This is a genomic window from Shimia sp. W99 (assembly GCF_053851455.3).
Map to the genome: position 1 here is coordinate 2,884,673 of NZ_JBSQBU020000001.1, position 19,699 is coordinate 2,904,371.

Below are 19,699 nucleotides of genomic sequence, written 5' to 3' on the forward strand. Positions count from 1 at the left end.
CGAATGAAGAAGCTCCTTCCAGTGCTGTTGGCACTCATCGGGATTGGCGCCGGGATTGGCGCCGGCCTTTTCCTGCGCCCCGATCCTGCCACCGAAGAGGCCGCTGTGCCATGCGTCGCCGATCCTGCGACACCCGTGATCACCGCGAGCGTTCCCGAACCGGTCGAGACGTCGACAAGGGAATATGTCAAACTGACCAACCAGTTCGTCGTGCCGGTGGTTGTCGACGAAATGGTTACGTCGCTTGTCCTTGTTTCCCTGTCATTGGAGGTCGGCGCGGGCGACCGCGAGGCTATTTTCGCGCAGGAGCCAAAACTGCGAGACGCGCTATTGCAAGTCATGTTCGATCACGCCAACGCGGGTGGGTTCAAGGGGGCTTTCACCAATTCGAGCAAGCTTGACATTCTGCGCAACACGCTCAGCGATGTCGCCCGGTCCGTCTCGGGCAACCGTGTGTCCAGCGTGTTGATTGTTGATATAGCGCGCCAGGATGTGTGACCAGGCCTCAGCCGAGTAACCTCACCTGCATGGCTGCCTCCAATGCGGCGGCCTCTCGGCTTTTGCGCCGTGACAGTCTCTGTTCTGACAAGAGTTTCCCCAGAACGTCCGCCTTGCCAAAGGCCCCCTGCACCTCTGTCATGGCGGCTTCCCTGACCACGAGTAGCCGCGCCAATTGAAGATTGAGCACCGCCCGTCTATTCCCAACCCAGCTATTCCAGGCCTGATCGCCGCGAACCGCCCTGAACGCGCCGTCGGCGATCGATGCGCCACGCCCGATTTCCTGATCGCGCGTCAAATTGGCGAGCAGGTCCCGCAGGCGCCTTTCTTCGGCCGTGATCGCCGCCAATTTTGCCTGTGAAGCGTCGTATTTCGCCTGAGCCACTTCATGCAGTTGCGCGAGTTGTTCTTCCTTCATAGCTGCGACCTCATCTTCTTGCGCATCGCTTCGGCAAACCGGATCGCCGTGGCCACCGGCCGATAGAGTTCACCCGGAATTTCCTGACCAATATCCACCGTGGCAAAAAGGGCGCGCGCTGTCGGGGGATCGCTTCTGATCGGAACGGCCGCCGCCTGTGCCGCGTCACGGATACGGCGCGCGATTTCATCGGTTCCCTTGGCCACGCAAGTTGGCGCTTCGCCGGGTTTTCGACTCCATTTCAACGCGACAGCGTAGTGGGTCGGGTTCACGATCACCACGTCCGCACTCGGGACATCTGCCAACATCTGATTGCTTGCGATTGCCTGTGCCTTCTGCCGACGGCTCTGTTTGATATAGGGATCCCCCTCAGCCTCCTTGCTTTCGTCCATCATTTCCTTGCGCGTCATCATGTTCTTGCGGATGTGCTCCTGGCGTTGCCAGAGATAATCGATCACGCCCAAAACGGACGCCACCAGCGTAACCACCAGAAGAAGGCTTATCAGCAACTCTGCCAGCATCGCTGCCGCCATTGCCGGGTCGGCCAGAACCGTGCTCGCCATCTTGTCGAGGTTGGCACGCAGGAAAAAACCAAGGCAAATCGAATAAATTAGAAGCTTGGCAAACCCCTTTGCGAACTCGAAGAGTCCGCCCCTGCCAAATTTGTTCCGTGCGTTCTGCACAAGGCTGATGCGGTTTGGTTTCATGGCGAGTTTTGACGGGGTAAACAGAAAGGCACGTTGCGCGACCAAACTGAGCAATACGGCGGCTGCAGGCAAAATGAACAACGGCGCAAGCGACCGGAACAGGTTCATCAGAATCCCGCCAAACACCGTCGAGGGGTGGCCTTCGAATACAAGCGGAGCGATGTTGTGTGCCTGATCCAGGAGTACGCTCAAAGCTTCGCCCATATGTGCGACTGCAGCAACACCGAGGACCGACAGGGTGAAGAACATTCCCGCATATCCTGCAGCCACGGAGATATCTGTAGATTTGGCGATCTCGCCCTTCCTGCGGGCCTCCTCAAGCTTGCGCGGCGTCGGTTCAAAAGACTTTTCGCTGTCGTCGTCCTGTCCGCTCATGGCGCCATCCCCGGAGTGGCAAGAAAGTCCTCGAGAGCCGCCAGCCACACGGACAGGAGAACCGGCGACAAAAGGGCCAGCAACGCCAGGCCACCCGCCGTGATCGCGGGCGCCCCGATGAATGCCACCATCAATTGGGGCATGGCCCTGTTAATAACGCCCAACGTGATGTTGTAGAGCACCGAGACAATCACGAAAGGAGCCGCAAGGCGAAACGCCATTGCGAAGGCGCTGGACACCTGCGCAAGCCCCCATTGGGACAGCACCGTCGCAGGCGGCATCTTCCCGAAAGCCAACACGTCATAGGACGCCACAAAATACGCGGCGATCCGTACGTGCAGCCCCGTCGTGACAGCCAGCGCCAGGCCGGACACCACCAAGACATGTCCAATCGCCGGCAATGGCTCCCCTCCAGTGTTCCCGAGCAGCTGCGACAAAGAAGTGGACTGGGCGGCAATGGCGCCCGCTGTCTGCAACACAAAAACAAACATGCGCACTGCAACGCCAAGCAATAGCCCGTTCAAGGTTTCGGCCACGATCAGCACGACCAAATCCGACAGATCGAAAGCGTCGACGCCGATCGGAACGGTTGGCGCCACTATCCCGGTGAACGCGATGGAGATGCCCAGTTTCACGCGCGCCGGCACGGACATTTCTCCAAAGGCAGGCAAAAGGGAAACCGCTGCTGCCAGTCTCAGGAACACGAGAAAGCCGTGAATGGCTAGGTCCTGAGAGAGGTTCAGAAACGCCTGTGCCTGCCCAATCATGCGGCAACCAACCCAACCAGGGATGGCCGGGCCTCCAGGCCAATTTCCTCAAATGACAGGACCGGGTTTCTTATACCTTTTGCGAACAACACGGTTCGCAGGAACCGTCGTCTGCGCGTTGACGTGACAACGGCGGGAATCAGACCCTGTTCCCCTGCATCCGTGATACGGTCGGATATGGACTGCGCCAGCTTGTTGAAGATGTCGGGGGGCAACGCCACGTCCAACCCGCCGCCTTCACGGTCAATCTGGTAATTTGCGAACGTGTCTTCCCATTCCGGAGCCAGTTGAACGAGCGGGATCGTGCCGTCTTCACGTTTCATCTCGGATACCAACTGAAAACCCAGCCTTTGCCGCACGTGTTCGCAAATCGCCTCGGGTAGAACATGCACCTGCCGCGCCTCGGCCACGGCCTCCAGAATCAGGGGCATGTTGCGGATCGACACCTGTTCCTCCAGAAGCAATCGCAAGACCCGGTGCAGCAAGTCCAGCGGCACCTTCTCCGGAATGAGTTGATCCAACATCTTCCGGTTTGCTTCGGCGCGTGCAGGATCGCTCAGATTGACCATCTCATCCAGGATACGCCGCAGAGATTTCAGAGTCAGAAGCCGGTTTAGATTATCCTTGGTTGTCTCGAGAAGATGCGTTGCCAGCACTTCTCCAGGGGTCACGATCGTCGCACCGGACAGGGCCGCCTTTTCCTGATCCCGCAAATCGATCCATCGTGCAGGCGCGCCATAGACCGGCTCGTTCACATCCAGCCCGTCCGGCAATTCATCCGGCGCTTCCGAAGTCAGAACCAAGGCCTTGGCCGATTTCAGCTCTGCCCGGGCCTGGACGACACCCTGCACCCGAATAACGTAGGTTCCCGGGGGCAGCGAAGGCGCGTCGGTCAAACGAATTTCGGGCATAATCAGCCCATAGGTCGCAGCAATGTGGGTCCGCATATTCGCGATGCGGGCGTCGAGCCCCGTTCCTGCATCTAGAACGAGGTTGACAAGATCCGAAGCGAATTCGACGTGAATGTCATCAAGATCAAGAATATCCCCAATGGGCTTTTTCCGTGGACCTTCGGGCATTGAGGGGACGTTGTCGCTTGTGTCATCAGACGTCTTGTTGCGGTGCAGATAGAATGCCGCTCCGCCCAGGATCGCCGCCCCGAAGATGAATGGCAAGAACGGCAGCCCGGGAACAAGGGCGAACAACACCATCAAAACGGAAACCGCGACCAGTGCCGGGGGATAATTGCCCAGTTGGCGCACAAGAGTCAGGTCGGTCGATCCGGTGGCCCCGCCCCGGGCCAAAAGCAATGCAGACGCGATCGAAATGATCACGGCAGGAATCTGTGTGACGAGCCCGTCGCCAACCGTCAAAATTGCATAAGTTTCAAATGCCTGGCCCATAGGCATGCCATGTACCGCGACACCCATGATAAGCCCCATGACAAGGTTCATCATGGTGATCAGAAGACCGGCAATTGCATCGCCTTTGACGAATTTCGAGGCACCATCTAGCGAGCCGAAAAACGTGGTTTCCTGTTGCTCGCGTTCTCGTCTGGCCTTGGCTTCTCCATGGTCGATGGCCCCCGCCGACATATCGCTGTCGATCGCCAGTTGTTTTCCCGGCATGCCATCCAGGGCAAACCTTGCCCCAACTTCGGCCATTCGGGCCGCGCCCTTGGTGATCACCATGAAATTGACGATCAGCAGCACCCCGAAGACCACCAGTCCGAGAAAGACGCTCCCCCCCATGACGAAGTTTGCAAACCCTTCGATCACGTCACCTGCAGCACGCGTTCCGGTATGACCCTGACCGATAATCAGCTTTGTTGACGACACATTAAGCGACAGTCGCAGCATCAATGAGGCCAGTAGCACAGTCGGGAAAGCCGAAAAATCCAAGGGGCGCTCGATGAAAAGCGTCACCGTAAAAATGAGAATTGCCAAGGCAAAGGACCCGGCAAGACCAACGTCGAGCACCCAGGCCGGCACGGGCAAGATCATCATCACGATGATTGCCATCAATGCCAGGGCCAGCAATATGGTTGGACTGAACAGAAGGCGCAGGTTTTCACGGCTCATGTTATCCGCCTCTCTGGATGAACGGACGCGTGCTGGCTTGCCTCAAAGGCACAAGCGACCCTGGCGCGGTGTGGCTATTGCCCTTTACCAGAAACGGAAAATGGTTTTCGGCTGAAGTCGACGGCAGAGGGTTGGCCGGTGACAGAGGCGCTTGCTGTTCACCGGCTCCGCCAACAGAGAGTCCGGCCAGAATGCGATTGAACCGCGTTTCATACTTTGTCGCATATTCCGGCGTGCGGGAGTGATAAGCCGCAGCTGCCTTGGACCAATCGCCCGTTTCAAGGTGGAGGCGGGACAGGAACCCAGCGGCGTAACGTGCATTCTCGATCGGGTCGAACATGGCGGCGATCGAAGTGAAGTGTTCGCCATGCCAACGGTGGTTGATCTGGAAACAACCGATGTCAAAGCTGCGAGCACCCTGCTCAAAACGCAGTTCGGCATATGCGCGCGCCTTTTGGCGGGTGTCGAACCAAATACCCTTACCTTCCATATTGACGGTCCACGGCCAGGGCGAAAGTCGGCCATCACTTTTGCGCCCCGTTTCCGTACGGGTAATCGCGAGCATCACATTTTCAGGAACACCCATTTCCATGGCAGCAAGGCGCGCGGCCCGGTCACACAAAGCAGAGTCTGATGCCTCTTGTGCGGCGACTTCCATGGACCAAAAACTACCCAAAAAGATCCAAAAGTATGCCAACAACCGGATTCTGGTTCCAACTATGGAACGGGTGGACCGACACATTCTTCCTGCCAATTTCATGATCGCCTTCTGCATATCAATGGAAAGGCTAGTGGGGATGTCTTGAGATTCGGTAAGCGTCAGCTGCCTTCGCCTAGAGAAGCGGGATGCATTTCCAGCAGCTCTCCAATCACGCTTCGGACATCGACACTTTCGTCAAGCAGAGCGCGATTTCGTGCAAGAACCCCATTTGTCAATGGCTCGACGCCGTCGAGCGGAATGACTGGCTCGATTGCTTCGCCATTCAAAAATGCGAGTTTCCGATAAGGTTCTGGCTCTGTTTCTGCCAGCGCCTGCCAATCGCCTCCCAGCCACGCCTGTTCCGTGGCCGCAGGAATGTCACCAATGGCCTGTAGAAAAGCAGCCGCCTTGGCATGATCCCCGGCTGCCGCCCGAGCCGCCGCGCGCAATCGTTCGGCTTCCTCACCACTTAGCCCGAGAATTTCCGCCTCGGCCCGGCGCGGCAAACCTTCGTCCAAGGCAATACGTGCCATTATCAGGCGCCGGCGATCAGATTTCAGGCCTGGCAATGCAGATTGCAACTGTTGCCGAGCCTCCTGCAGGAAACCGCGATCTACCAGTCGTTCCGCGACCGAAACCGCGACCGGCTCAGAGAACATACCCGGCGCAACCAGCCCACGACCAACACTCAGTTCGAGAAATTCAAAGTCATCCGCATGCGCAACCAGGCTCCGGCCCAACATATCACGCAAATCGGAAACAGCATTTGCATCATCCAGTTTCTCAATTTCTTCCAGCAGATCCAATGCCGAGCCGTGTTCCCGCGCTTGCAACCGTGCCAGATAATGCGCGCGCCTCAGCTTTGGACCGTGGGGCGTGTGCTTGTGCTCGACCGCGAACGCGCCAACGAGGGCAATGGTATCACTGGTCGGCGCCAGATCTTGCTTAACGTGGAGGTCAATCAAATCGACAATTGCGTCCAATGACATCTCCGAGTTGTTATCAACAACCTCCCTCAATTTTGCGTTGGCTGTGTCGTGATCGCCTTTGGAACTCGCCAATTTCGCCTGTGCAACACCAAAATCAGGTGGCTTGGGGCCGTCGAGACGTTCAACAGCATTAAGAACAAGTTCTGCCGCTTCGATATGTCCCTGTCGATTAAGCGCCGCACTCAGACGCCCGCCAAGGTGTTCGCGCAGATGCCGAGGCATGTTGTTGAAAGTGTTCACGACACTGGTCACGACATGTTCCTCGCTGAGGCGCGCGCCAGACAAAAGCGCCCACAAGGCGGCAGGCCCGGCGCACCGAGCCTGTTCTTGAAAGACCTTGGTCTGCGGCGGCAATCCTTCAACCAGATAGGAAATTTCCAGCAACACCAAAGCATCATCAACCGCCGCCATGTTCAGGATTTGCCGAGCCTCCACTCCGAACGTGAAATGGACGTACAAACGCGCCAGCTCTTGGGCGGCGGAAAGGTTAATCGCGTCAAATTCTCCGTAAAGTTTGCCCCGCAGCGCTGCGACCTGCGCGTCAATAGTACGGTCGTCGGCCCATGCTCCGATGTCCAAAGCGTCTTCCGGGAGACATCTGCTACCCGGCACCAGCGCCCTGGACAAACCCTCTTGCAGAGTAAGGAACTCGTCCATGGCATTGTGGGCCGCCATGTTGCCCTTTCCGCCAGTCCTGTCGGGATTCCGTTCAGTTGTTTCCTGAAGAAAAGAAGCCGACTCGGGCTTCTGCGAAGCCCTCTGTGGCAAAACCTGCACCGGCTCCAACAGCGATTGCGTCGCCGCGCGCCCGATCTGTTCCAACAGTTCGGATTGTGCAGTTGCGAGCGCTTTCTGCTTTTTAACGGCACTTTCCGGAGCCGTCGCAGCCTCCACGATATCGGATATTCGCTCTTTCGCTTCTACTTTCGAAGGATAAGTGGGCATGCCACCGCCAGTTTCCGCAAAGCGGAACCTGCGGGTAACCTCCATTTCAATCGGATCCAGTTCAAAGACAAAGCGGTCTGGCCTGATGTTGGTTTTCGCGACACGATCACGAATGTCGAAAACGACGTAGCGGTCTTTTAGAATGCGGGTTTTGATCTGGCATCTGCAATTCAGAACCAGCCGAATCTGACCCTTGGCTTCATCGGCGACGATCTCCTTCAACCTGTCACGGCGAATACGGCCGAACACAGACCCAGCATCAACTTTCAGCGCCGGGTCCGCCACGGTGACAAGATAGGTTTCTCCTGTCCCGGACAATGCCCATTCCGTCGTAGCATCGGGCAGGGTCATCACAAGGCGTGTGAATCCGTCGTGTTCCCCGGACTGAAAGGAAACTTGCCCAGCCCACGCGACGACGGCAGACAGGACATAGAGGAAAAAAGTCGAAAGCCACCTCATGCCGCTTCTTTCTTGACGGATTTAAGCGCCTCTTCCAGATCCGCAAAATCCGGGCGGCAATGGGCAGGTGTGTTCTGGCGGCCAACCTCGATGCAGATATTGGCCGAATGATTGTGAAGATTGGCGACCAGAACCTCACGGATCAGTTGATAGAAATGGCTATCCACTTCAATCACGGCCTTGACCTTGGATGCGAAGGGGCCCACCAGACCATAAGCCAAAAAAACGCCCAGAAAGGTGCCAACCAAGGCCCCGCCAATCATTTTTCCGAGGATTTCGGGCGGCTGATCAATCGAACCCATGGTCTTGATCACCCCGAGGACGGCAGCAACGATCCCAAGGGCGGGAAGGCCGTCCGCAACTGTCTGAAGTGCGTGACTGGAATGCATGGCGTGGTGAAAATTCGCCTCCATCCGCTTTTCGAGAACTTCCTCCACCTGATGCGGGTCATCATAATTCATCGACGCGGAGCGCATTGTGTCCGCGATCAGTTCGACGGCTTCCTTGTCGGCCTGAATACGCGGATATCGGGAAAAGATTGCCGAGTCCGCGGGTGCCTCGATGTGCTCTTCGATGGCAACCGGGTTCTGCCGCGCAAGACGGATAAGTTCATAGAGCAGACACAACAGATCACGGTAATCCTCGGGTTTCCACTTGGGGCCTTTGAAGACCTTTCCGATATCCTTCATCGTGTGTTTGACCGCCGACATGTCATTGCTCAGAAGGAACGCTCCCACGGCAGCCCCTCCAATCATGGCCAACTCGAACGGCAGAGCCTTGAGTATGATCGCAAGCTTGCCGCCCGCCGCAATGTAGCCGCCAAAAACCATGACGAAAATGATGGCGATTCCGATGATTCCGATCACGGTGCAACTCCTGACTCAGTTTTGGTCCAGTCTGACCCGCAAGTGGTAAAGAAAGCCCTCACTCCCGGGGGACTTCCGCATTCCGCCCGGCAAGAATGACGCTGATCGTATAGGCTGCGGATGGGCTCATGCCGGTCATCACACCAGCCGCGATTTCCGGGCGCATGCGTCCAATGAAACCGGCTGCAAATTCCGGATCCATTTCCTCGAACAAGGCCGCAGCATCTTTGGGCTTCATCGTTTCGTACACAGTTGTGAGACGAGTCAGATCGTCTTCGGACGCGGTTTCAGCCAAAGCAATCGTTGCTCTTAGCCGCTCCTCTGCCTGCACAAGTGCATCAAGCTTTTGCGACACCTGATCATCGGCAACAGAGAGCGCCTGCATCCTGTTGCGAATATCAGACTCCTGCCGGGCAATCCGTTCTTCACGCGCATCGAACGCCTCCATCAGACGACGCAAGTCTTCGGGCGGTTCGCACACCTGCTCGGGTGCTTGGGGCGCGGTCTCGATGATGGAATGCGATGTCGTACCCGGATCGACCTTTGCAAAGGCTTGCCCGGCCTCGCTGCCGATACGCAGTACGGCCGAGCCGATCAGGAAGCCGGCGATCAACATGAGACTTCCCTTTGCGGGACGTTTTCGGCTTCGGCCACCGCTCATGATGCGGCGCTCTGTTCAGCGGGGTGGCGTCGGAAAACCGGCTCCACCGGTTCTTGCGCGGGCGGCGATTCCGGCAGATCGTGCATCGACGCGACCAACAGTTCGAGACGTTTCGCAACATCCTCGGCGCGCCCGGTCAGATCATCGAGAGTTTCCGTCGATTCGCCCGCCGTTTTCTGCGCCGCTTGCAACGTGCGGGTCAGGTCGTCGACCTGTGCAGAAAGCACCGCCACGGCCCCACCGACACCGGTCTCAAGATCATTGAACCGAGACAGACGCCGGGCAAGAACAAAGCAATAAAGGCCTGCCCCCAATGCGCCGGCCACCAGCAGGATATCCGCAATCAAATCCATCTCACATCCTCTCAGTTCAGCACAAATTCCATGATCAAGAGATCGCGCACCCTTCCCTGACCGGTCACGATCTGCGCCCTGCGCAGCATCTGTGCCCGCAAACGAACCAGCGCGTCGGGCGCCTCAATGTCCGCAGGTGACAACGCGCGCAGATAACTGTTCAAGACATCGACGATGCGGGGCAGAATGTGTTCGACATCGCTTGCGTATTCACCCGGAACTTCCAGTTGCGCTCGAAACCGCAGGTGGCTGCTTCCCCCATCAACAAGTGACACCACGATCGGGTCGAGTGGCACAAAGGCGACATCGGGCAAGGGTTCCACGGATGCGGTTTGATGCTCCTCTTCTTCGTGGTGAGAAGCAGCTCCGAACAGCAATCCGGATTGCACCGCGTAGAACCCGCCGCCGCCGCCGGCAAGTGCAAGTACAAGCCCGATGATCATGGGCAGTCGCGAAGCCTTTGCCGCAGGCGGTTCCTCGATTTCAGTCGTGTCGGTCATCTCAGGGTCCGGTTTCTTGGTCCCCTTTTCTATAACCCCACAGAAACTAACCGATTGTTAAGGCTGATCGGAGAAAGATGCCCATGCAGCCAGGCAGAACGTCTGGCGTGACGGAGGAATGTCTTGCAACAGCTTCTGAGCATCTGGTCCGCGATGGACACGCGCCGCAAAGCCATCGTGATCGTGGCGACCCTCGCCATGTTTGCAATCGTTCTCGCGCTCGGGCGCATGGCGACTCGCCCCGGCATGTCCCTTTTGTATAGCGGCCTGGAAAGCGGTGCCGCGGGCGAGGTCGTGCGTTCGCTGGAACAAAGAGGCGCCGTTTTCGACGTGCGCGGTGGCGCCATTTATGTCGAATCGTCCGCCCGTGATGAGCTTCGCATGACGCTGGCCAGCGAAGGTTTGCCCGCCAATACAACACAGGGCTATGAGCTGCTCGATTCGTTGTCCGGGTTTGGCACCACGTCCCAGATGTTCGATGCCGCCTATTGGCGCGCAAAAGAAGGTGAGCTGGCCCGCACGATCGTTGGAAGCCCTTTGATCAGCTCGGCACGGGTTCACATCGCCCATGCCGGGTCCAACCCGTTTCAAAGACGGCTGCAACCCACAGCGTCCGTAACCATCACGTCGACCGGCGGTGGCCTGCCCCCTCGTCAGGCTCAGGCGTTGAAGTTTCTGGTGGCATCGGCCGTTGCCGGTCTTTCTCCTGATGATGTCGCCGTCATCGACGGTGCAAACGGTCTGGTCGGAGCCACGGATGACATTGCACCCCATGCCCAGGATAATCGCTCGGAAACCTTGCGGCAGTCCGTTCAACGTCTTTTGGAGGCGCGCGTTGGTATGGGAAATGCCGTGGTCGAAGTGAGCGTGGAAACGGTCAATGAAAGTGAATCGATCAAGGAACGCATCTTTGATCCAACGGGCCGGGTTGCCATCAGCACAGACACCGAGGAACGCAATACCGATTCTACGAACGCAACGTCCGGTCAGGTCACGGTGGCGTCGAACCTGCCAGACGGGGATGCAGCCCAGAATCCTGGCTCGTCCAACAAGAACAGTGAAACGCGTGAGCGCGTGAACTATGAGGTGTCCGAAACCCAGCGAGAGGTCACGCGTGAACCCGGTGCCATCCGCCGTCTGACCGTTGCCGTGCTTGTTAACGGGAGCGCTGTGGTGCAGGAAAACGGCGAAACCGTCGTATCGCCCCGGTCCGACGAAGAGCTGGGCGCGTTGAAAGAGCTGGTCGCATCCGCAGTCGGGTTCGATGAAGCCAGGGGCGACGTCATCACGCTCAAATCCATGCTGTTTCAACCGATCGAACCGATGGGTTCCGCCGCAAATACCTCTCTGATTGGCAGTTTGACCCTTGATGCCATGTCGTTGCTGCAGATGGCCATCCTTGCCGTTGTAACGATTGTGCTGGGCATGTTTGTCGTACGTCCGATCCTGACGCGGTCGACCGGGGAGCTACCTGCCCCCATGCCGCCCGCGCGTCTTGTCGAGGCCCGCCCCGGTGAAATGCCGACAGACGCTCAGGTACTCACAGGTGAAATTGACGAACCGTTGGGAGGAGATGCTCTCGGTGCCGACAGGTCGCTTTCACTGCCGGGGGCCGAAACGACCCAGACTGACGCGGTGGAGCGGTTGCGCGCCCTGATCAGCGACCGACAGGCGGAAACCGTTGAAATCCTGAGAAATTGGCTCGAAGACAAAGAGGAGCGCGCATAATGTCGATTTCTCATCTCCTGGAAGACTTTGGCGTCGTGACTTCCTCCGGCATGCAATCTGGACAATCGGTGCCTGCCAATGATGCCGACCTGCTCGACAGTTTCGAACAGGGATACAAAGCCGGGTGGGAAGATGCCATTCGGGCCAAATCCGAGGAACGCGCCGGCATTTCCGCCGACTTCGCACGCAATCTTCAAGATCTCGGCTTTACCTATCACGAGGCGCGCGAAGCCGTCGTTGCCGAGCTTGCGCCGGTGATGGAGCAGGCGGTGATGTCGGTATTGCCGGACATGTCGCGACAGGCGATCGGCCTCCAGGTGCTGGAGCAATTGAACGCGATCACGCGCGATCACAGCGGCGTCCCGGTGTTGATCACCACGTCTCCCGAAAACTACGAAGCCGTTTCCGAGCTGTTGCCGGACAATGTGGACTTTCCTCTCGATGTCGTGCGCGACGCCGGATTGAGCGAAGGGCAAGTGCGGTTTCAGTTCGGCCAAGGCGAGCGGCAGATCGACATGGACGAAGTTCTCTCGATCGTATCGCGCGCCTTTGCCGGCTTCACTCATCAATCCCAGAAGGAGATCACTCATGGCTGACCCAGAGAAGACAAGCCTTTTCAAATCCGTCCCGGTCGAAGTCATCGTTTCGGTCGGCAAGGCCCGGCCCCTGATCGGCGATCTTCTGGATCTTACAGAAAACGCAGTTCTGCCACTCGACAAACGCGTTGAAGACCCTGTCGAACTCTACATCGGGGACCGCCTGATCGCGCGAGGTGAACTTGAGGAACTCGAAGGTGCACAGAAAGGGCTGCTTGCAGTCAGATTGACGGAACTCGCGGAGATCGGGACCGGATTGGGATGACCCGGACACAGATTGGCATCTGCTTTGTTGCGGGTTTGGGCGTCAGCGCCCTTCCCGATCTCGCGCTTGCGCAGGACGTGACCGTGTCCCTGGGCGATTCTGGCTCTCTGACGGCACGCAGCATACAGATTTTCCTGCTCATCACGGTGCTCAGCCTAGCCCCGGGCATCGCCATCATGGTCACGTGTTTCCCCTTCATCGTGACTGTTTTGTCCATCCTCAGGCAGGCTTTGGGACTGCAGCAATCCCCGCCGAACATGTTGATCATCAGCCTGGCATTGTTTTTGACCTATTTCGTCATGGAACCCGTGTTTTCCAAAGCGTGGATCGACGGGATCGCCCCCCTGATGAATGAAGAAATCGACGTTGAAACCGCGTTCTCCAGAACACTGAACCCGTTTCGGGGGTTCATGGCAGCCCGCCTTGACCCAGAAACCTATCAGGCCATGGCCGAGCTGCGCCCCAACGTACCATCGACGGTCCCGACACCGGACTCGCCCCTGTCGGTCCTTGTGCCAAGTTTTCTGCTCTCGGAAATGGCCCGCGCATTCCAGATCGGTTTCCTGATCTTTCTGCCCTTTTTGATCATTGATCTGGTCGTTGCCGCGATCCTGATGTCGATGGGGATGATGATGGTGCCGCCAGCCATCGTGTCCCTGCCGTTCAAGCTTTCCTTTTTCGTCATCGCCGATGGCTGGAGCCTGATCGCTGGCAGTCTGGTTCGCAGCTATTTCTGAAGGGGCTTGCCCCTTCAGAACCGACTCATCAGCGAACGACGAACTCGGCATGCAAGGCGCCGGCGGCCTTGATGCTCTTGAGGATGTCGATCATGTCACGAGGCGCGACCCCGAGAGCGTTCAACCCAGCAACAACTTCGCTCAACGACGTTCCACCCGGCACTTCGGCAAGACCAATTCCCGGCTCTTCCTCGATCTCTGCATTCGTGCGTGGCACCACCACGGTACGCCCGTTGGCGAACGGGTTCGGCTGGATCGCGATCGGTGTCTCCCGAACTCGTAGCGTCAGGTTGCCCTGGGACACGGCCACACGTGAAATGCGCACATCGTCCCCCATGACGATGGTTCCAGAGCGTTGATCGACAACAACCCGTGCCTTTCGTTCCGGTTCAACGGCGATATTCTCGACCTTGCCCAGCGCATGCGCGGCCGAGATCTGACCGCTGCGTGCAATGTCAATCTGTACCGTCCCGGCATCCAGCATCAAGGCCACCCGGCGCCCAAAACTTCTGTTGATGGCTTGCTCGATCCGGCCCGCCGTCGTGAAATCCGGCTCTCGCAGTGCAAGACGCAGATTGGTCAACGATGAAAAGTCAAAATCTACCTCACGCTCGACCCGTGCCCCTGCCGGGATGACACCGGCCGTCGGAACTCCCTGGACGACCGCACCCGCATCGCCTTCGGCTGATGCGCCACCAGCGATCACTGTGCCTTGGGCCACAGCATAAATTTCGCCATCGGCCGCGTTGAGCGGCGTCATGACCAACGTGCCCCCAAGAAGGCTTTTGGCGTCTCCGATCGCGGAAACGGTGACGTCGATCCGGCCCCCGGCGCGCGAAAATGGCGGAAGCGCCGCTGTAACAAAAACCGCCGCCACGTTCTTGGGCCGCAGCTGTTCGCCGGTGACGTTGACGCCAAGCCTTTCGAGGATATTCGACATGATTTCTTCGGTAAAAGGCGCGTTTCGAAGACCGTCGCCCGTGCCATTCAAACCGACGACAAGACCATAGCCGACCAAATCATTGCCTCGAACTCCCTCGAACTCGACAAGGTCCTTGATCCGGATCGGGCTCGCGACCGAAAACGTTGGAAGCATCAGGCAGATCAGCACCATCTTCAAAAATCGCATTGCAATCACCTCAGATAATCCATCAACGAAAGGCGCGAAAGGCGCGCGGTTACCGTGTACAAAGTCTCAAGCTGCGCCTGTGCGGCTTCGAGTTGTGTGGCGGTTTCAAAGGGATCCGCCGAAGTCAGCGTGTTCCGGGTGATCTGAAGACTTGTTCGGCGTGCCGCGTTTTGTGTTTCGATATTCGCAATCCGCTCCTGCACAAACCCAAGATCACTCCGTATCCTGGTCAATCCTTCCTGCTGTGTCAGAAGACCCTCTCCCGCGACTTTGAGCAGCTGTTTCTTCTGGCTCAAATCGAGACTCAGCCCTGAATCACCGGCGAGCGCCGCAAGCGCGGTGTCGCGCAGCAAGGTACGCAGTTCCATACTGTCCGCCGTAAGTTCGTGGCGGACCGTTTCATGCTCGCCGAGCTTGAAGGGTGCAAGGCTTTCGGCAGCACCCTGATAGCCCATCGTTTCAAATCCTCCGCCAGGCGCCATGAACCACTGATCGACCGTATTCACGATGTCAGAAACGGTAAGCGCACCAGCCAGGGCCGTGCTCAAATCGCTTAACATGGCGTCCGCCCCGGCAAGGGCCGCGCTTTGTGTGGCTGCGCCCGAGAACAAACCCCGCCCTGCGACCTGGGCGTTGACGTTGGACACGATTGCGTCAAAGCTTTCTCGTGCCTTGCCGATGGTGCTGTTGATCGGCTCTTCCAAGCCTGCGGACATCACGGAGAGGAGCGACGTCCCGAGTGCCTGAGATTGGGTCTGGACCTGCTCAAGCACATTCTGGACCGTGTCGGTGAACAAACGCGCATCCTTGAGCGCCATGGCATGCCCATCCAGCACCGTGAGCGTGTGTTCGATATCGCCAAGAACCGAAAAATCAGCGGAAACCGAACTGGCGATGTCGCTTTTCCTGCCGGACGCCAGCTCTTGGGTCAGGGTGTTCATCTGGGTTTTCAGTAATGTATTTTGGCGGCGCATCATCAGATGCTGGGCAAGGTCGCCCACTTGAATAAAACTCATGAATTACAACCTCAGCAACTGGCTCATCATTTCGTCAACGGTTTCGATCACACGGGCGTTGGCTGCGTAGGCCTGTTCGATCAACATGAGCAGTTGCATCTCATGATCGCTATCCACGCCTTCGGAAAGCTCCGCCTCTTGCAGACCGAAGAGACGATTTGCCGAAAAGCTCAGTTCCTCATCGCTCTTCACCCGGTCGGCTGCCACGGCAGAGAGCACCCTTTCCGAAAGTTGACCCATTGAAAGAGCGCTGCTTGAATGGCTTCCCGATCCGGGATTGCGCTTTTCCGCAAGGACATCTGACATCGCGTTCAACAAAGTCGCATCCCCCGCCAGACCCGGACCCGCAGCACCAAGACCTGCGCGCAACCGCCAGGCTTCGTTGGCTCCTTTAGGATCGACCAATGCATTAAGCTTCAATCTTCCTGACAGACCGATCTCGTCGGCAGGATCAAAGGCACTTCCCTGATCGGTGAACAGGCCCGCCTGACCAGACGCAAGGGTGGGGTCCACCCCCGAGGATTGAAACCGTTCAACGAGGTTTCGCGCGGCGGCGTCCAGCTCGGCTTGAGCTTGCGGCGCATGGGTGTCGCGAATGTCAAACTGCGCGGCCAAGGCCCCGCCAGCAAGGGCACCAGCCCCGTCCAGAGAGACGTCCCCCACCGTCAACCCTGACAGTAGCCCGCCTTCGAGCGTCATATGGGGCAGGATTGTGGGTGTGGGTTCAAACCCGATTTCCGGTGCTTTCCCATCCAGAAGGATCGCCCCGCTCGTCGTGTAAAGCGCGACCCCGCCGCGATCGCGCGCGACGGACTTGGTCGGAACCAGAACCGAGATTTCGTCAATCAGCTTCTGGCGGTCATCCTCGAGGGCCGATGTATCCCGGCCCTGATTGATGGCAGCGGAAATTTTCTGGTTCATCTCCTCAGTTCGCGAAAGCAGGGTGTTCAGCCGTTCGACCATTGTGCCAATGCTCCGGTCGGCCTGTTCGCGCGAAGTTTTGATATCGGACGCAGCCGTGTTGAACGTGTCGACAAGCGCTGCGGCATCGCGCGCGACGGTTTGCAGGCGCGTCTGACTCTCGGGGGCGCCGGACGCACCGATGAGGCTGGATTGGAACGTCGCCAGCCTTCCGCTCAAGCTGCTGCTTTTGTCCGGAGTGCCCATGTTCATTTCCAGTTGATTGAAAAAATTGTTCAGCGCGCTCGCATTCCCAAACTCGGCATCCGCCAGGCGCCGCTCTGCCAGCAGAGCGGGATTGGAATGGCGCACAACACCATTGACCAACACCCCACCAGAGGCCCGCAGGTTCTGTGAAGACAGGGAAATCTGCCGTCGCCCGTATCCTTCGGTCATGGCGTTGGCCAGGTTCGAAGACACGATCTCGGCCGACCGCGCTGCCGCGGTCAGCCCGGAGAGGGCGTTGGAGAGGGCGCCTGAGATGCTCATGGTTGACACTTTCCGGCCGGCGAGGGCCTTTACCGTTTGATGTTGGTGGTTTCCTGCAGCATTTCGTCAACCGTCTGTATGACCTTGGCGTTCGAGCTGTAGGCCCGCTGCGTCTGGATCATGTCCGTCAGCTCACCCGCGACATCGGTGGCCGATTCTTCACGGGCATAGGAAACGATGTCGCCGGTTGGCCCATCACTGGCATCCCAGAGGAAATACGACCCGCTTTCGGGAGAAGGCGCGTAGGTCTGATGATCGAGCGAGACCATGCCATTGGGATTTGGCAAGTCGACGAGCGGTACTTGGTAGATCGTTCGAGTCACGCCGGTGTCAAAGAACGCATGCACAAATCCATTCGCATCCACCTCTACCGACGTCATGTTGCCGACGGGTGAACCATCCTTGGAAATCTGCAACGGTGCGAAGCTGTCGGACAGTTGTGTAAGGCCCCCGCTGGTCCCCAGTTCACCAATGGTTATCTCCATGGGGCCTCCAGCAACGTTGACAATCACGGAACCGGTCGTGGGATCGTACCCCCCGCCAGAAACCGCCGAAACCGCCTGAAGCGTGCCACCGGACGCCCGCCCGTCGTCAAAGGTCAACGTGTATTCACCCACCACAGCCCCGCCGGATGCGGTGTCGTGAATGATCATCGTCCATTCATTGGATGTGCCGGAAGCGGGCACGGTCGGCACAAATTCAATCTGGAGACTTTCGGAACGTCCCAGATTATCGAAGTACTCAATCGAGAGATCCTGCGTGTCCCCGGCGGCCCCGGCCTCGGTTTCCGTCGCCGGCAGGTTCACGCCCAGCGACATTGAGGTCGTCGGCTCTCCTGTAAGTTGGTTCACGTTGATTTGAACCGGCTCCAGGCCATCGCTTGTGTCGCGCGGGAATGCCGGGACAGTGCCGTCTGGACTCGCAGGCCAGCCGAGTAGCATAAGGCCGGATTCCGACGTCAGATAGCCTTGTGCGTCGGTGCGGAATGACCCCGTCGTGGTCAGAAGCATTTGCGCGTTTCCACGACCAAGACCCACCTCGGACGCCAGGGCCACTGGCAGCATACCACGACCCCGCACCGCGAGATCGGTGGCGTTCGATGTCGACACAAGCGAACCGCGTTCATCAATCAGGCGCTGGGTTGTCGCCCGCACACCCCCGGCGGAATACGCGCCACCGGACGACGATGTGACCATCGAATGGAAATCCGATTCCATGCGACGATAACCATAGGTGGCAGAGTTCGCGATATTGTCGGAAATGGCTGCAAGCCGTGTCGCGTTGGCGGACAGGCCCGCCACCCCCGCGTTGAGCGAAGAGGAAATTGTCATGAATACGCCTTTCTGCTGCATCAACCAAACTTCAATGCAACAGATAAGGCGCAGCCCCTTAATGGCGCGCTAACAGATAAAATCTTACTTAGTTAGCGACTGTCCTTTCTCAAAAGAATGATCTCGATGCGGTTGTTTCGCGCGGCGCGCGGGTCATTGGACACCAGTTCCCTGTCCGAATGCCCGGTAACGCGCGAGAACCGATCGGGGTCAATGCCATGGGTCTCCAGCAGTCCGCGCACCGTATGCGCCCGTTCGGAGGACAATTCCCAGGATTGCGCGCTGATCTGCACCACCGGCGCCGCACGCACATGCCCTTCCACGGCAATTTCGTTGCGCACAAGGTTGGCGGCATCTGCCACCACCCGAAGCAGTTCGAGAAGAGCGCGATATGGTCTGGATTGTGCCTCGACAAACAATTGCACATCATCGCTGTCGAACAACTCGATCACCAAACCTTCATCCGTCAGCCGCGTAACCACGTGCTTTCGGATATCGTCTGCCAAAAAGCTTTCACCTCCACCGCCGATCAGGAAATCCTGAACCTCCGAAAGCCCGGTTTCTTCCAAATGGGCCCCGCTTTCGCTGTGTGTGGGCTTGGGTCCGCCAGACAGCCGCGTGGGCAGCCCGCCAATCCCATTGTTGGCCAGAAACTGTTCCTTGAGGATGCTGTCCCCGCCGAACATGTCATTGCCACCGCCGGAAATGCGGTTGATCGGTGTCGTCGGATTAAAGTAATCCGCGATCCCCTTGCGTTGTTTTTCAGTTGTCGCGTTCAACAGCCACATCAACATGAAAAAGGCCATCATTGCCGTCACAAAGTCGGCATAGGCGACTTTCCAGGCACCGCCATGATGCCCATCGCCGCTAACGATCTTTTTCTTCTTGATGATAACTGGCGCGGCATTCGAGCGCGCAGCCATTTCTCACCACCTATTTCTCACCCGCATCCAGCAATATCGACAAGGTGTTACTCTGCCATTAACACATTGAATTTTAACTATCTTGTCAGGGGGATCGGTCGGATCCGTGTGCCTTGAGAGAATCCTGGCGAATGCATCTCTGTAGCGCGATCAATTGATCGGCTCCCAAAAAACTTCTTCTGATTTTGATCGACGGCGACCAACGA

General features: G+C 58.0%; 20 protein-coding genes. 5 read left to right on the plus strand and 15 right to left on the minus strand.

Annotation, left to right across the window (positions count from 1 at the left end):
- The first annotated feature begins 3 nt into the window (after nt 1–3).
- On the plus strand, nt 4–498 hold the full coding sequence (locus ACS3QZ_RS14050) for a flagellar basal body-associated protein FliL (protein ID WP_456038403.1): 495 nt from the start codon (nt 4–6) through the stop codon (nt 496–498).
- 7 nt (nt 499–505) lie between these two features.
- Here the strand turns inward: ACS3QZ_RS14050 and ACS3QZ_RS14055 are convergent, their stop codons facing one another.
- From ACS3QZ_RS14055 to ACS3QZ_RS14100, 10 genes are all read right to left on the minus strand, one after another.
- A complete protein-coding gene (locus ACS3QZ_RS14055; RefSeq protein WP_456038404.1) occupies nt 506–916 on the minus strand; it encodes a hypothetical protein in 411 nt (136 codons plus the stop codon).
- Nucleotides 913–1,998: an EscU/YscU/HrcU family type III secretion system export apparatus switch protein gene (locus ACS3QZ_RS14060; protein WP_456038405.1), complete on the minus strand. Its 1,086-nt coding sequence runs from the start codon at nt 1,996–1,998 to the stop codon at nt 913–915. Before ACS3QZ_RS14060 ends, ACS3QZ_RS14055 begins: the two co-directional genes overlap by 4 nt.
- Entirely contained in the window at nt 1,995–2,765 is a 771-nt protein-coding gene (locus ACS3QZ_RS14065) for a flagellar biosynthetic protein FliR (RefSeq protein WP_456038406.1), read from the minus strand. Before ACS3QZ_RS14065 ends, ACS3QZ_RS14060 begins: the two co-directional genes overlap by 4 nt.
- Nucleotides 2,762–4,846, minus strand: a complete 2,085-nt coding sequence (flhA, locus tag ACS3QZ_RS14070; RefSeq protein ID WP_456038407.1) for a flagellar biosynthesis protein FlhA — start codon at nt 4,844–4,846, stop codon at nt 2,762–2,764. Before flhA ends, ACS3QZ_RS14065 begins: the two co-directional genes overlap by 4 nt.
- Nucleotide 4,847: 1 nt before the next feature.
- Nucleotides 4,848–5,606, minus strand: a complete 759-nt coding sequence (locus tag ACS3QZ_RS14075) for a transglycosylase SLT domain-containing protein (protein ID WP_456038408.1) — start codon at nt 5,604–5,606, stop codon at nt 4,848–4,850.
- A 59-nt stretch (nt 5,607–5,665) separates the two neighbouring features.
- Complete coding sequence (locus ACS3QZ_RS14080) at nt 5,666–7,831, minus strand: hypothetical protein (RefSeq protein WP_456038409.1); 2,166 nt, start codon at nt 7,829–7,831, stop codon at nt 5,666–5,668.
- A 104-nt stretch (nt 7,832–7,935) separates the two neighbouring features.
- The gene (gene motA, locus ACS3QZ_RS14085; RefSeq protein WP_456038410.1) at nt 7,936–8,805 is read right to left on the minus strand and encodes a flagellar motor stator protein MotA; all 870 of its coding nucleotides are present in this window, start codon (nt 8,803–8,805) and stop codon (nt 7,936–7,938) included.
- A 58-nt stretch (nt 8,806–8,863) separates the two neighbouring features.
- Complete coding sequence (locus ACS3QZ_RS14090) at nt 8,864–9,421, minus strand: MotE family protein (protein WP_456038411.1); 558 nt, start codon at nt 9,419–9,421, stop codon at nt 8,864–8,866.
- A 41-nt stretch (nt 9,422–9,462) separates the two neighbouring features.
- Nucleotides 9,463–9,819: a hypothetical protein gene (locus ACS3QZ_RS14095; protein ID WP_093092094.1), complete on the minus strand. Its 357-nt coding sequence runs from the start codon at nt 9,817–9,819 to the stop codon at nt 9,463–9,465.
- 11 nt (nt 9,820–9,830) lie between these two features.
- A complete protein-coding gene (locus ACS3QZ_RS14100) occupies nt 9,831–10,319 on the minus strand; it encodes a flagellar basal body-associated FliL family protein (RefSeq protein WP_456038412.1) in 489 nt (162 codons plus the stop codon).
- A 123-nt stretch (nt 10,320–10,442) separates the two neighbouring features.
- Here ACS3QZ_RS14100 and fliF point away from each other — a divergent pair, with 123 nt between their 5' ends.
- Genes fliF through fliP form a run of 4 tightly spaced genes read left to right on the plus strand, consistent with a single transcriptional unit; the run spans nt 10,443 to nt 13,645 of the window.
- Nucleotides 10,443–12,047, plus strand: a complete 1,605-nt coding sequence (gene fliF / locus ACS3QZ_RS14105) for a flagellar basal-body MS-ring/collar protein FliF (RefSeq protein ID WP_456038413.1) — start codon at nt 10,443–10,445, stop codon at nt 12,045–12,047.
- Nucleotides 12,047–12,643 carry a FliH/SctL family protein gene (locus tag ACS3QZ_RS14110; RefSeq protein ID WP_456038414.1) on the plus strand — a complete coding sequence of 199 codons (597 nt, stop codon included), beginning with the start codon at nt 12,047–12,049 and terminating at the stop codon, nt 12,641–12,643. Before fliF ends, ACS3QZ_RS14110 begins: the two co-directional genes overlap by 1 nt.
- Entirely contained in the window at nt 12,636–12,908 is a 273-nt protein-coding gene (locus tag ACS3QZ_RS14115; protein WP_456038415.1) for a FliM/FliN family flagellar motor switch protein, read from the plus strand. Before ACS3QZ_RS14110 ends, ACS3QZ_RS14115 begins: the two co-directional genes overlap by 8 nt.
- Nucleotides 12,905–13,645 carry a flagellar type III secretion system pore protein FliP gene (gene fliP / locus ACS3QZ_RS14120; RefSeq protein WP_456038416.1) on the plus strand — a complete coding sequence of 247 codons (741 nt, stop codon included), beginning with the start codon at nt 12,905–12,907 and terminating at the stop codon, nt 13,643–13,645. The genes ACS3QZ_RS14115 and fliP overlap by 4 nt, the downstream gene beginning before the upstream one ends.
- A gap of 28 nt (nt 13,646–13,673) precedes the next feature.
- On the opposite strand, the gene ACS3QZ_RS14125 is transcribed toward fliP, so the two are convergent.
- The 5 genes from ACS3QZ_RS14125 to ACS3QZ_RS14145 form a co-directional block, all read right to left on the minus strand.
- A complete protein-coding gene (locus ACS3QZ_RS14125; protein ID WP_456038417.1) occupies nt 13,674–14,774 on the minus strand; it encodes a flagellar basal body P-ring protein FlgI in 1,101 nt (366 codons plus the stop codon).
- A 5-nt stretch (nt 14,775–14,779) separates the two neighbouring features.
- A complete protein-coding gene (locus tag ACS3QZ_RS14130) occupies nt 14,780–15,790 on the minus strand; it encodes a flagellin (protein ID WP_456038418.1) in 1,011 nt (336 codons plus the stop codon).
- A 3-nt stretch (nt 15,791–15,793) separates the two neighbouring features.
- A complete protein-coding gene (gene flgK / locus ACS3QZ_RS14135) occupies nt 15,794–17,239 on the minus strand; it encodes a flagellar hook-associated protein FlgK (protein WP_456038419.1) in 1,446 nt (481 codons plus the stop codon).
- Nucleotides 17,240–17,268: 29 nt separating this feature from the next.
- A complete protein-coding gene (locus ACS3QZ_RS14140) occupies nt 17,269–18,570 on the minus strand; it encodes a flagellar hook protein FlgE (RefSeq protein WP_456038420.1) in 1,302 nt (433 codons plus the stop codon).
- 92 nt (nt 18,571–18,662) lie between these two features.
- Nucleotides 18,663–19,493 (minus strand): flagellar motor protein MotB, encoded by an 831-nt coding sequence (locus ACS3QZ_RS14145; protein WP_456038422.1) that lies wholly within the window; start codon nt 19,491–19,493, stop codon nt 18,663–18,665.
- Nucleotides 19,494–19,699: the final 206 nt, after the last annotated feature.